This is a genomic window from Lelliottia sp. SL45 (assembly GCF_026672535.1).
Lineage (GTDB): Bacteria > Pseudomonadota > Gammaproteobacteria > Enterobacterales > Enterobacteriaceae > Enterobacter > Enterobacter nimipressuralis.
In genome coordinates this window covers 624,515-638,199 of sequence record NZ_JAPPRH010000001.1, presented here as the reverse complement: position 1 = coordinate 638,199, position 13,685 = coordinate 624,515, and the positions used below count along the sequence as shown (strand labels likewise).

The following is a 13,685-nucleotide window of genomic DNA, read 5'->3' as shown; positions in this document are numbered from 1 at the left end:
CGGGCTCTATAGTCCTTCTTATAACCCTTCCGGTTATATGTTATCTGGTGTGGTTATTCGTTAAACTACGGCGGTTGTCGCGGCGACAGAGGTGGCTGCGCACCCGAATATTGACCCGCAATGGGGTCAAAACGGGCCGCCGTATACGAACGCGACACCAACGGAAGGAGTGAGCATGTCTGTACCAAACATCGACTGGGATCTGGCCCTGATCCAGAAATATAACTATTCCGGGCCGCGTTATACCTCATACCCGACCGCGCTGGAGTTTGCTGAAACCTTCGGCGAGGCCGATTTTTTGCAGGCAGTTGCGCGATATCCTGAACGCCCGCTGTCGCTCTATGTTCACATTCCTTTCTGCCACAAGCTCTGCTATTTCTGCGGGTGCAATAAAATCGTCACCCGCCAGCAGCACAAAGCCGATCAGTATCTGGACGCCCTCGAGCAGGAAATCCTGCACCGTGCGCCGCTGTTTGCCGGGCGAAACATAAGCCAGCTCCACTGGGGCGGCGGTACGCCAACCTATCTCAATAAAACGCAAATCAGCCGTCTGATGGATCTTCTGCGGGCCAACTTCCGTTTTGAGGCCGATGCTGAAATCTCTATTGAAGTCGATCCGCGTGAAATCGAGCTGGATGTACTCGATCACCTGCGAGCCGAGGGCTTTAATCGCCTGAGCATGGGCGTGCAGGACTTTAACAAAGAGGTTCAGCGCCTGGTCAATCGCGAGCAGGATGAGGAATTTATTTTTGCGCTGCTGAACCACGCGCGCGAAATCGGTTTTACCTCGACCAATATCGATCTGATCTACGGCCTGCCGAAACAGACGCCGGAAAGCTTCGCCTTCACGCTGAAACGCGTGGCAGAGCTGAATCCCGATCGTCTGAGCGTCTTTAACTATGCGCACCTGCCGACGCTTTTTGCCGCTCAGCGCAAAATTAAAGATGCCGATTTGCCCTCTGCCCAGCAGAAGCTGGATATCCTGCAGGAAACTATCTCGTCCCTGACGGAAACCGGCTATCAGTTTATCGGCATGGACCACTTCGCCCGTCCTGATGACGAGCTGGCCATTGCCCAGCGCGAAGGTGTGCTGCACCGTAATTTCCAGGGCTACACCACCCAGGGCGACACCGATTTACTGGGGATGGGAGTCTCGGCGATCAGCATGATTGGCGACTGCTATGCGCAGAATCAGAAAGAATTGAAACAGTATTATCAGCAGGTGGATGAAAGCGGAAACGCTCTGTGGCGCGGCATTGCGCTTACGCGCGATGACTGCATCCGTCGGGATGTGATTAAGGCGTTAATCTGCAACTTCCGCCTCGATTTTGCCGACGTCGAATCCCATTGGGAACTCGCCTTTGCCGACTACTTTGCTGAAGATCTGAAGCTGCTCGCGCCGCTGGCGAAGGATGGGCTGGTGGATGTGAGCGATAAAGCGATTCAGGTGACGCCAAAAGGGCGCTTGTTGATTCGTAATATCTGCATGTGCTTTGACGCCTACCTGCGCCAGAAAGCCCGCTTGCAGCAATTTTCACGCGTCATCTAAAACCTTCTGTGGTGCAGCGCTGACCGGGACTACCAGGCGTAGTTCTGATCAGCGCTGCGCCAACAGGCGTAGAAGTGTTATTCCATTCCCAGCTCTTTCAGCTTCCGCGTCAGGGTATTTCGCCCCCAACCCAGCAGCCGTGCCGCTTCCTGTTTATGCCCCTGAGTATGGCGAAGCGCAGTCGTGAGTAACGTGCGCTCCATTTCAGGCTGCGCTTCGGAAAGCAGGTTTTGATGACCGGAACGCAGCGCGCGATCCGCCCACTGCGCCAGCAGCGTCGCCCAGCTGTCAGGTAACGACTGTCCGGTGCTGCTTTCGGGCGCGGTAGATTCAAACAGTTCACCCGGTAAATCCTGAATCAGCACTTCCTGCCCGGCAGCCATAACGGTGAGCCAGCGACAGGTGTTTTCCAGCTGACGCACGTTGCCCGGCCACGCCAGTCGCGTCAACGCGGCATCGGTTTCCGGGTGCAGCAGTTTGGCTTCCACGCCCAGTTCGCGAGCCGCCACCTGCAGGAAATGGCGCGCCAGACGCGGAATATCTTCCCGGCGTTCGCGTAGCGGCGGGAGATGGACGCGAATCACGTTCAGACGGTGGAACAAGTCTTCACGGAATTTGCCTTCCTGCACGCGCTGTTCAAGGTTCTGGTGCGTGGCGGCGATAATGCGCACGTCGACTTTAACGGGGGCGTAGCCGCCGACGCGGTAAAACTGCCCATCGGCCAGCACGCGCAGCAGACGTGTTTGCACGTCCAGCGGCATATCGCCGATTTCATCGAGGAAAAGCGTTCCGCCGTCTGCCTGTTCAAAGCGGCCCTGACGAATGGTATTTGCGCCGGTAAACGCGCCTTTCTCATGGCCAAACAGTTCCGACTCGATCAAATCCTTCGGAATGGCGGCCATATTCAGGGCGATAAACGGGGCTTTCGCGCGCGGGCTGTGGCGATGCAGGGCGTGCGCAACCAGCTCTTTACCGGTCCCGGATTCGCCGTTAATCAGCACACTGATGGATGAACGCGACAGGCGGCCAATGATACGAAACACATCCTGCATCGCGGGCGCTTCGCCAATGATATCGGTCGTCGGGCCAAACACTGGCGCGTTTCGCGGCTGCTGTTGCTCCTGATAGTGGCTGATGGCGCGTTCCACCAGGGCGACGGCTTCATCGATATCAAAGGGTTTTGGCAGGTAATCAAATGCGCCCTGCTGGTAGGCGCTAACGGCGGCATCCAGATCGGAGTGAGCAGTCATTATGATGACCGGAAGCATCGGATGACGTTGCTTAATCTGCTTTAACAGCGCAAGCCCATCCATCCCCGGCATCCGGATATCCGAAAGCAGCACGTCCGGGGTTTTGGTGATGAGCGCATCAAGCACTTCGCTACCGCTTTCAAAGGTGGTGCAGTTTAATCCTGCTCCGGTAAGCGCGCGTTCAAGCACCCAGCGGATGGAGCTATCATCATCGACTACCCAGACTATCCCTCGTTGCATCGTCGTCACCTTTATTTTTTTATTGGCAGGTAAACCGAAAACTCGGTATGACCCGGCCAACTGGTAAATTCAATTTTGCCGGAGTGTTGGTCAATCAAATTACGGGCGATGGACAATCCCAGCCCGGTTCCGCCCTCGCGGCCGCTCACCATCGGGTAGAACAGCGTGTCCTGCAGATGCGACGGAATTCCTGGCCCGTTGTCTTCTACGTCGATTCGGGCGGCGAGGCGATAGCGCACGCCATGCAGCGTCAGCTGGAACGCGGTACGCGTACGCAGAATGATTTGCCCGCCATCCGCGCCTAAGGCTTGCAGCGCGTTACGCACCACATTCAGCAGAACCTGTTCAATCTGGTCGGGATCGTGCGGCAATTCCGGCAGACTCGGATCGTAATCGCGCACCAGCGTAACGTTGGCAGGCAACTCCATCGACACCAGCTTCACCACCCGCTCAGCCACTTTGTGGATGCTCTCGGTAACGTGCATGCCTGGCTGCTGCGGCCCAAGCAGACGGTCCACCAGATTGCGCAGGCGATCGGCCTGTTCAATGATGACGTTGGTGTATTCGGCCAGCGCCGGGTCCGGCAGTGCTTTGGTTAACAGCTGTGCAGCGCCTCGGAGGCCTCCCAGCGGGTTTTTAATCTCATGGGCAAGCCCCCGCACCAGATCGCGTGCAGCGATTTGCTGTGCGTGCTGGAGCTGCTCCTGGCTCAAACGGCGCAGATTATCCATCGGCGCCATTTCCAGCAGTATTAATCCTTCCGGCAGACGTTGCGCCGTGAGGGAGAGAATGTGCGAGCGCCCGTCGATCACCAGGGTCACTTCGTTATCGGTAAAGCCTTGGCCTGCCGATAAACTTTCCTGCATCAACGCAATATTCAGCGAAAAATAGCTCAACAGTTCCGGGAGTGGGGTACCGAATAATTTACGCGAGCTTTGGGCGAGCAGTTGCTGCGCCGCAGGGTTGGCGTAATGAACCGCCAGCTCGTCGTCGACCAGTAAGATACTGTTGATTAAAGAATTGAGGATCTGCCCAGCATCGGGCAGCGTGCCAGTTGCCATTAAGCAGTCTCCTGGAGTTGGGTGCACTAATTTAGTGCAGTATAGCGTTTTAGTGGTAAAAAGCGCGTGAGATCAGGTTGTTGGTGGAGAAAAAAGCCCATCCGAAGATGGGCTAAAAGTTTCCACGGCAACAAAAAAATCTTCTGCGTCTTTCTTGCCACCGTAGCGACAAGAAAGACGGTGAATCAGATGAAAATTAAACGCTGTAGTACAGTTCGAACTCAACCGGGTGTGGCGTCATGCGAACGCGGTCGTTCTCTTCAATACGCAGTGCGATGTAAGCATCGATAGCGTCGTCAGTGAACACACCGCCAGCAGTCAGGAACTCACGGTCAGCGTCCAGCGCGTTCAGTGCTTCTTCCAGAGAACCGGCAACCTGTGGGATCTCTTTTGCTTCTTCTGGAGGCAGGTCGTACAGGTTTTTGTCCATCGCTTCGCCTGGGTGGATCTTGTTCTTGATACCATCAAGACCAGCCATCAGCAGCGCTGCGAAGCACAGGTATGGGTTAGCCGCTGGGTCCGGGAAGCGCACTTCGATACGACGCGCTTTTGGAGACGCAACCACTGGAATACGGATAGAAGCAGAACGGTTACGGGCAGAGTAAGCCAGCATTACTGGCGCTTCGTAGCCTGGGACCAGACGCTTGTAGGAGTTGGTGGTTGGGTTCGCCAGGGCGTTGATCGCTTTAGCGTGCTTGATGACACCACCGATGTAGAACAGCGCCTGCTCGGACAGACCCGCATATTTGTCACCAGAGAACAGGTTAGTCCCGTTCTTGGAGAGAGACATGTGGCAGTGCATACCGGAACCGTTATCGCCGAACATAGGTTTTGGCATAAAGGTCGCAGTTTTACCGAAGCGGTGTGCAACGTTGTGAACCACATATTTGTAGATCTGAATCTCATCCGCTTTTTTGGTCATGGTGTTAAAGCGGGTTGCGATTTCGTTCTGACCCGCAGTCGCCACTTCATGGTGATGCGCTTCAACAACCAGGCCCATCTCTTCCATGATCAGACACATGGTAGAACGGATGTCCTGAGAAGAGTCGACCGGAGGAACCGGGAAGTAACCGCCTTTCACGCCTGGACGGTGACCTTTGTTACCACCTTCGTATTTGGTGGAGGAGTTCCATGCGCCTTCGATATCGTCGATAGCTACGTGAGAACCGGAGATAGACGCACCAAAGCGAATATCGTCAAACAGGAAGAATTCTGGTTCTGGCCCGAACAGCACGGTGTCCGCGATACCGGTAGAACGCAGGTACTCTTCCGCTCGTTTAGCGATGGAGCGTGGGTCGCGGTCGTAGCCCTGCAGCGTGCCTGGCTCGAGGATGTCGCAACGAATAATCAGGGTAGACTCTTCGTAGAACGGGTCAATGAGCGCAGTGGTTGCGTCTGGCATCAGAACCATGTCGGATTCGTTGATACCTTTCCAGCCGCCGATTGAGGAGCCGTCAAACATTTTGCCTTCTTCAAAGAATTCGGCATTTACCTGATGAGCAGGAATTGTGACGTGCTGTTCTTTACCTTTGGTATCAGTGAAGCGCAGATCAACAAACTTCACTTCGTGTTCGTTCAGCATCGTCAAAACGTGTTCAGCGGACATACGTAACTCTCCCGGATTGGTCATTGTCGTCGTGGTAACGAGGTCTTCAATTCTGTGTAAGGCTGGCGTGGTCGCCATGTTTTTGCCGTATTTTTATAAAGCGAAATCTGTGCCAACTTTTAAATCACCCCAAAAAGGCGTTATCATGCACGTCATAGTGCAAATGAGCTGCACCACGATAGTCATCTTGCACCAGTATAGTGCTTCAGTGTGAACATTGAGCACCATATTGGTGCAATTTCCGTTAAAGTGCACTTTTTACGCTGCGTGAAAGCGATCACAAAGCAACTCTGCGATACTTGTTTGCGGAGGATGTTTGTGATCCTGTTTAGTCCTGCGATTAATCCGTGTACAATAACGCGCTATTTCTAAATGCCTGAGGCAAAGTTGTGATCGAAAATCTGCGTAATATCGCCATCATCGCGCACGTTGACCATGGTAAAACTACCCTGGTTGACAAGCTGCTGCAGCAATCCGGTACCTTCAGTAATGAACGTGCTGAAGCCACCGAACGCGTGATGGACTCCAACGATTTGGAGAAAGAGCGTGGGATTACCATCCTCGCTAAAAACACCGCTATCAAATGGAATGACTACCGTATCAACATCGTTGATACCCCAGGCCACGCCGACTTCGGTGGTGAAGTTGAACGTGTAATGTCCATGGTAGACTCCGTTCTGCTGGTCGTTGACGCAATGGATGGCCCAATGCCGCAGACGCGCTTCGTAACCAAAAAGGCATTCGCCCATGGTTTGAAGCCAATCGTGGTTATCAACAAAGTTGACCGTCCTGGCGCGCGTCCTGACTGGGTTGTGGATCAGGTGTTTGACCTGTTCGTTAACCTCGACGCAAGCGACGAGCAACTCGATTTCCCAATCATCTATGCATCAGCACTGATGGGTATCGCGGGCAACGACCACACTGATATGGCGGAAGACATGACCCCGCTGTACCAGGCGATTGTTGACCACGTTAAAGCACCAAGCGTTGACCTCGATGGTCCGTTCCAGATGCAGATCTCCCAGCTGGATTACAACAACTACGTTGGCGTAATCGGCATCGGTCGCATCAAGCGCGGTAAAGTGAAGCCTAACCAGCAAGTCACTGTCATCGACAGCGAAGGTAAAACCCGCAACGGTAAAGTCGGCAAAGTTCTGACTCACCTCGGTCTGGAGCGTATTGAATCCACCGAAGCCGAAGCAGGCGACATCATCGCGATCACCGGTCTGGGCGAGCTGAACATCTCCGACACCCTTTGCGATCCGCAAAATGTTGAAGCACTGCCAGCGCTGTCTGTTGATGAACCGACTGTAACCATGTTCTTCAACGTCAACACCTCTCCGTTCTGTGGCAAAGAAGGTAAATACGTTACCTCTCGTCAGATCCTTGACCGCCTGAACAAAGAGCTGGTGCACAACGTTGCGCTGCGCGTTGAAGAAACCGAAGATGCGGACGCGTTCCGTGTATCCGGTCGTGGTGAGCTGCACCTGTCCGTTCTTATCGAAAATATGCGTCGTGAAGGCTTCGAACTGGCTGTGTCCCGTCCGAAAGTTATCAACCGTATGATCGATGGCCGTATGCAAGAGCCGTTCGAGAACGTGACGCTGGATATCGAAGAACAGCACCAGGGTTCTGTGATGCAGGCAATGGGCGAGCGTAAGGGCGATGTCAAAGACATGATCCCTGACGGCAAAGGCCGTATTCGTCTGGATTACCTGATCCCGGCACGTGGCCTGATCGGCTTCCGTACCGAGTTCATGACCATGACCTCCGGTACCGGTCTGCTGTACTCCACCTTCAGCCACTACGATGACGTTAAACCGGGTGAAATCGGCCAGCGCCAGAACGGCGTGCTGATCTCTAACGGCCAGGGTAAAGCAGTTGCGTTCGCACTGTTCAGCCTGCAGGACCGCGGTAAGCTGTTCCTGGGTCACGGTGCAGAAGTTTACGAAGGCCAGATCATCGGTATTCACAGTCGTTCTAACGACCTGACTGTAAACTGCCTGACCGGTAAGAAACTGACCAACATGCGTGCTTCCGGTACTGACGAAGCCACCACGCTGGTTCCAGCACAGAAAATGTCTCTTGAGCAGGCTCTGGAATTTATCGATGACGACGAATTGGTAGAAGTTACTCCTACCTCCGTACGTATCCGTAAACGTCACCTGACTGAGAACGACCGTAAACGTGCGGGCCGTGGCAGCAAAGACTAATACGACTCCTCTCTGAGGTGCGTCGTGCGAAAAGCCGCTGAGATTCAGCGGCTTTTTTTATATCAGAATGAATATCTCAACCCTAAGCGAATGCGATACTGCTCGCGGTTATAGTCATTCCATCGGTCCAGCCATTGAAGCTCCAGATACGGCAGCCAGTGTGGGTCAATCTTGTAGCTAAATTTGTTCGTGATTTCCCAGTGATGATCTTTACCATTTCTACTCTGGTAATCATTCACTCGCTGGAAAAAGTGCGGTTCAAAGGTATAAAAGAACGCGTCGGTTAATTTAAAATTCCAGTAATTCGCGAATTCATGGGTATCGTTCTTATCCATTTTACCGTTAAAGTCAGGTGTGTCGTAATTATTGTGATTGTAGCGATAACGAAATGTCAGGTTAAACCAGTCAATAAATTTATAATTAGTATCTAAATAAATAGCGCCGCCCGAACCTGCGCTGCTGTCATTGATCAATCCGCCGGGCTGAAAGGTTAATTTGTCCGTGGGTCGAAACAGGGGATACCAGCCCTCAATTTCGTTATAACTGTGCTTCAGCTCATCCCATTGACCTAAATTATAGGCATTGGTGAACATCAGCCCCGCCCCCATATCAAAGTTATATCCGGCTCGCAGGATAATTTCGTGCTGTTCCGAGGCGGTATTATAGGCTTCGCGCGTTTCGACATAAGCACCCGCCAACGCAGAGCAAGACACTGATGAAACGAACAGTGCAATGACGATTCTCTTCATGATTTGTCCATGTATAGATACAGAAGGGCCGCCCCTCCTGTTAAACAGGAAGGGTTAATAGCCAGATTTATGGTTATAAAGTGACTGCTGACGCTTTATTTTTTATGGGTACATCCGGTACTTGTGCAGACTGTTTCTTCCGTTTTCCAATCTCCTCAATAATAAAAGCGAAGCGTTGTTCATTGAGTTTATAAAACAGCCCCATGGTGATGGCAGCAATAATCGCCAACCCGCAAGGCCAGAGAAAAATAAGCTGACGCAGACCAAGCAGAGTGCCTGTGCTTTGTACCGCATGTGGGATATAGCCAATTTGCGTCAGCATAATTCCCGGCAGGAATCCGGCGAGCGCGGCGGAAATTTTGCGTGAAAAGGTATAGCCGGTATAGACTGAACCTTCGGCGCGAATTCCGGTTTTCCATTCGCCATAATCAACGGTATCCGGCACCAGCGCCCAGTTCAGGCTGTTCACAAACGCGGTGCCAAAAAACGCCATGCAGGAAAACAGCACAAACGACAGCGAGCTGGTTCCCCAGAAAAAGTTCAATACATCGCCCACCGCCCACAGGGTCAAACCGCCCAGATATACCTGCTTTTTGCCAAAGCGTTTTACCGCACCGGGCACCAGGAAAACCCCCACCAGAATGCAGCCCATACTGAAAAAACCCATCCATGACAAAAGATGAATATCGTTCAGCACGTACTGGGTGTAATACACCTGGATGGCAAGTTTGATATTGAAGGCCGCCAACGTACAGAGGTTGGCGATACACAACACCAGTAAAGGGGGGTTGCGGAAAATGGCACAGAACGATTTCATAATGCCGGGTTTATGGAATTCTGGTGTGATCTCAACGTAGCGTTCTTTCACGCCACTGTAGCAACACCACATGCAAAACAGCCCTGCGGTCACGAATAGCAACGCCGCAACTAAATAGCCCAACGACGGCTGGCTGACGAACAGTGCCTGAACGGGCATAAAGCCAACGGTACACAGCAGCAGCCCCACCGTTGCACCACCCTGGCGCCAGGCGGCGAGATGGGCGCGCTCGTTTGGGTTTTTGGTGATTGCCGGGACCATTGCACCATACGAACAGTTCATCAGGCTGTAAAACAGACCAAACATCATGAAGAGTACCGTGGCGATGGTGGTTTTGACGGTCAGGCTGAAGTCGTTCGCCACGAACTGCGCTGTGGCAACCAGCGCCACCGGGACGGAGGCATACAGAATAAAGGGTCTGAATTTACCCCGTGCGCCGACATTGCGTCGTGAGTCCAGCAGCACGCCGGTCAGCATATCAGTGAAGGCGGTGAAGAATTTCGCCACCAGAAAAATAATTCCGCCATAGAACGCAGGCATCCCCAGCTCATCGGTATAAAACTTCAGCAGATATAACGTGCCGATACACAGCATTAAATTCGAGCCAAAATCGCCCATTCCGTAGGCGCACTTCTCGCGCAGGCTCAGTTTCAGGGTTAACGGATCAAGGTTCGGGTTCATCTGCGATCCTCATAGCGCCCCGCAGGGCGCTCTTTTAGTGATTCATCAGGCCATGCGCTTGCGCATTTCTATCTCTTCAACGATGCGCACGTACATCTTCTCGTTGAGGTTATAGAAGCATCCCATGGCCACAATGGTGATGACGGCCAGGATGCCTGGATAGATGAAAATCAGCTGACGTAAGCCTTCGACGGTTCCGGCGGACTGCACCACGTTGGGAACATAGCCAATTTGCGTCAGCATAATCCCGGGGAAGAAACCAGCCAGCGCCTGCGATACTTTTCTGAAGAAGGTAAATCCGGTATAGACCGTGCCTTCGGATCGCACGCCGGTACGCCATTCTCCGTATTCCACCGTGTCTGACACCAGCGCCCAGTTCAGGCTATTGACGAAGGCCGAACCAAAGAAGGCCAGGCATGAAAACGCCACAAAACTGACCGAACCGCCACCAAAGAAGTAATTCAGCAGATCGCCCACCACCCAGATCAGCAATCCGCCGATATACACTTTTTTCTTACCGAAGCGACGCACTGCGCCGGGCATCATAAATACGCCGATAAAAATGCATCCCATGCTGAAGAATCCCATATACGACAGCAAAATCGGGTCGTTAAGAACGTATTGGGTGTAGTAAACCTGGATGGCGAGTTTGACGTTGAACGCGCCCAGCGTGCACAGGTTGGCGATACAGAGGATAAACAGCGGTCGGTTACCGGCGATGGCCTTAAACGACTGTAACAGTCCCGGTTTTTGCGTTGAACTAGCCGGCTGCACTTCCACATAACGCTCTTTCACGCCCCGATAGCACCACCACATACAGAGCAGACCGCCGAGAGAAAACAGCGTGGCCGCGAAGACATAACCCAGCTGGGGATTGTCTTCAATTAGATTCATCACCGGAACAAAACCGACGGTACACAGCAGTAAACCGAGCGTCGCACCGCCCTGACGCCAGGCCGCCAGAGAGGCACGCTCATCAGGATTTTTGGTCATCGCCGGAACCATTGCACCATACGAACAGTTCATCATGCTAAAGAACAGCCCATAGAACATAAACAGCACCGTCGCCATCACCGTTTTACCATTGATATCAAACGGTGTGCCGATGAAGTTGGCGATAGCCAATAGCATCACCGGAAAGGCGGCATAGATAACGAAAGGACGGAATTTTCCCTTTGGCCCAATCTTGCGCCGCGAGTCGAGCATGATGCCTGTGCCCATATCAGTAAACGCAGTAAAAAACTTTGCGATCAAAAAGATGATCCCACCATACGTGCCCGGCAATCCCAGCACGTCGGTGTAAAACTTCAGCAGATACAGTGTGCCGATATCCAGTAGGATATTGGAACCCAGATCGCCCATTCCATAGGCGAGTTTTTCTTTGAACGGCAGTCGTAGGGTTGCCGGATCGGATGATTGCTGACTCATTATTATTCTCCGTCTGCCCGCGAGTGACCTCGCGGGCGAGCCTAATCAGATATGACGCAAGCTGCCGAACAGCGCAGCCCATTCGCTTTGCTGGCGATAAAATACCGGCGGTTTACCGAGAGGCGCCGCGACCGTTATCTCACCGCCGCTGTGCTGCTCACCGGTCCACGCGTTGATCCAGTTGTCCTGCGGCAAATAGAGCGTCCAGTCGTTGCGTCCCTCTTCATGCACGGGCGCGACCAGCAAATCACGGCCAAACAGGTACTGGTATTTCAGCGAATAGGTATGCGCATCGTCTTCGTAATGCAGGAACAGCGGGCGCATCACCGGCAAACCTCTTTTGGCGTTCTGCGCCACGGCGTCTTTGATGTACGGCTTCAGGGTGGTGAAGACGGTGGTCATACGGGCAAAGTGGGCGATAGTTTCCGCATCTGCGTCAAACTGCCAGTTATCGCCGGGGCGATTGCCTTCATGGGTGCGCATCATCGGAGTGAAGGCGCTGAAATCGCACCAGCGCAACAGCAGCTCTTTACTGCGTTTCATATCGAACAGTGTGGTATATCCGCCGATATCGCTGTGATGCAGGCCGTGGCCGGTCATGGCCAGTGAAAGCGCAGCCGGAACCACAGACGCCAGGCCATCATCCAGACTCCAGTCAACGTTCTGATCGCCTGCCCACATCATCACCGAGTGTTTCTGACTGCCGGTGTAACCCGCGCGCATGAAAAACAGGATCTCGCCCAGTTTGCCGGTCTCTTTCAGTGCTTCGTAATTACATTTTGCCCACAGCGCAGGCCAGGCGTTATGCATGATCTCCGCGCTTACGCCGTTGTGCAGGAAGGTATCGGTAGGAAGATACTCACCAAAGTCGGCCATCCAGCCGCCACAGCCCAGCTCAATCAGATTTTGCTTGATAACCTCCTTGTACCAGTCGTAGGCTTCCGGATTGGTCAGGTCGATAACGCCCGCATAAAATTCGCCAAACTCAACGTGATAATCTTTACCCTCGGCATCTCTGGTCAGATAGCCGCGTTTTGAGGCCTCTTCACACAAATCTTTATCGCTGGCGACGTACGGGTTGATATAGGAGAGGAATTGCACGCCTTCGCTTTTCCATTGCTGGATGCGCTCATCAAGCTGCGGATAAAGTTCACTGTTCCATTTCCAGTTCCACATGACGCGCTTGCCGAATGAGGTCATACGGATACCGGACCAGTCCTGCGCCCAGATCCCATTCACCTTCACGCCGCCCTTGCGCAGGGTATCTAGCTTTTGCTGGCACACGTCGGTTCCACCCTGAATGCCGAGCGTAACGCCGTCGTAAACCCAGTCCGGGAGTTCCGGCTGTCGGCCAAGTAATGCGCTGAGTTTTTCCAGCAGATCGGCATACGTGTCTGCACATTCGAAGCGCAGGGTCGCGTTATCTTCCCAGAATGCCAGCTCGTGAAAATCGGGATCGCTGAAGTCGAAATTCATATAACAGCTGTTATCAACGTGGCAGTAATATTTTTGTGTGCTGACGAATGTCGGCTGGGGGAAGAAGGTCCAGTAATAATCACCACCGGCATTCTCTTTACAGTCGGCAAGCCAGGTGACATAGGTTTGTTTATTCCGCCCCACGCCCTGCTCGCTGGTCCACAGGGGGAAGGGTTTACCGCGCAGATCGAAATACGAAAACTGTTCGCCGCAACCGTATATATGATCGTCGGGCTGCGCCGCCAGTCTCAACCAGATGCGGTTATGGCGTGTGGCATCGTTTTTAAGCTTTAGCTCCAGGCGGCCCTGATGATCTACACCGACCCATAGCGTGGCGCTCACCGCATCCCCACGTGTAAACCGAATCGCCCAGCCAGTGCCTTGCTTCGTCACCGTCGCGTCCGTCAGGGCAATCTTCTCGTCGAGTTTGTCTTTAATGTTGAAGTTGCCGCGAAACATTTCGATATCGGCAATACCCGCGCCAATCCACAGGCAAGGCGTTTCAGCGGTATGCGATAAAATCAGGCGGTTTTGCCAGCGCAGGGTGAAGCCTTTATTGTTATTTTTCAGGTCAATATTGTGTAGGGTACTCATAAGATCTCCATCTGTCGGGAG

At 53.2% G+C, this 13,685-nt stretch carries 9 protein-coding genes; 2 read left to right on the top strand and 7 right to left on the bottom strand.

Annotation, left to right across the window (positions count from 1 at the left end):
• Positions 1 to 175: 175 nt before the first annotated feature.
• Positions 176 to 1,549, top strand: coding sequence for an oxygen-independent coproporphyrinogen III oxidase (hemN, locus tag OVA10_RS03075; RefSeq protein ID WP_268195215.1), 1,374 nt, complete (start codon positions 176 to 178; stop codon positions 1,547 to 1,549).
• 77 nt (positions 1,550 to 1,626) lie between these two features.
• Here hemN and glnG read toward each other — a convergent pair whose 3' ends face one another.
• From glnG to glnA, 3 genes are all read right to left on the bottom strand, one after another.
• Positions 1,627 to 3,039, bottom strand: coding sequence for a nitrogen regulation protein NR(I) (gene glnG, locus OVA10_RS03070; protein ID WP_102105701.1), 1,413 nt, complete (start codon positions 3,037 to 3,039; stop codon positions 1,627 to 1,629).
• A gap of 11 nt (positions 3,040 to 3,050) precedes the next feature.
• Positions 3,051 to 4,100 carry a nitrogen regulation protein NR(II) gene (gene glnL / locus OVA10_RS03065; RefSeq protein WP_100778328.1) on the bottom strand — a complete coding sequence of 350 codons (1,050 nt, stop codon included), beginning with the start codon at positions 4,098 to 4,100 and terminating at the stop codon, positions 3,051 to 3,053.
• A 196-nt stretch (positions 4,101 to 4,296) separates the two neighbouring features.
• Positions 4,297 to 5,706 (bottom strand): glutamate--ammonia ligase, encoded by a 1,410-nt coding sequence (gene glnA / locus OVA10_RS03060; protein WP_095284040.1) that lies wholly within the window; start codon positions 5,704 to 5,706, stop codon positions 4,297 to 4,299.
• Positions 5,707 to 6,095: 389 nt separating this feature from the next.
• Between glnA and typA the strand changes: the two genes are divergently transcribed.
• Positions 6,096 to 7,919, top strand: coding sequence for a ribosome-dependent GTPase TypA (gene typA / locus OVA10_RS03055; protein WP_100778329.1), 1,824 nt, complete (start codon positions 6,096 to 6,098; stop codon positions 7,917 to 7,919).
• A 62-nt stretch (positions 7,920 to 7,981) separates the two neighbouring features.
• Here typA and ompL read toward each other — a convergent pair whose 3' ends face one another.
• The 4 genes from ompL to OVA10_RS03035 all read right to left on the bottom strand — a co-directional run bounded on the left by ompL (position 7,982) and on the right by OVA10_RS03035 (position 13,664).
• On the bottom strand, positions 7,982 to 8,668 hold the full coding sequence (gene ompL / locus OVA10_RS03050) for a porin OmpL (RefSeq protein ID WP_248859358.1): 687 nt from the start codon (positions 8,666 to 8,668) through the stop codon (positions 7,982 to 7,984).
• A gap of 73 nt (positions 8,669 to 8,741) precedes the next feature.
• Complete coding sequence (locus OVA10_RS03045) at positions 8,742 to 10,166, bottom strand: MFS transporter (protein ID WP_268195212.1); 1,425 nt, start codon at positions 10,164 to 10,166, stop codon at positions 8,742 to 8,744.
• A gap of 45 nt (positions 10,167 to 10,211) precedes the next feature.
• Positions 10,212 to 11,594 (bottom strand): MFS transporter, encoded by a 1,383-nt coding sequence (locus OVA10_RS03040; RefSeq protein ID WP_268195210.1) that lies wholly within the window; start codon positions 11,592 to 11,594, stop codon positions 10,212 to 10,214.
• Between the two features lie 45 nt (positions 11,595 to 11,639).
• Positions 11,640 to 13,664, bottom strand: a complete 2,025-nt coding sequence (locus tag OVA10_RS03035; RefSeq protein ID WP_181827050.1) for an alpha-glucosidase — start codon at positions 13,662 to 13,664, stop codon at positions 11,640 to 11,642.
• Between the last annotated feature and the right edge of the window lie 21 nt (positions 13,665 to 13,685).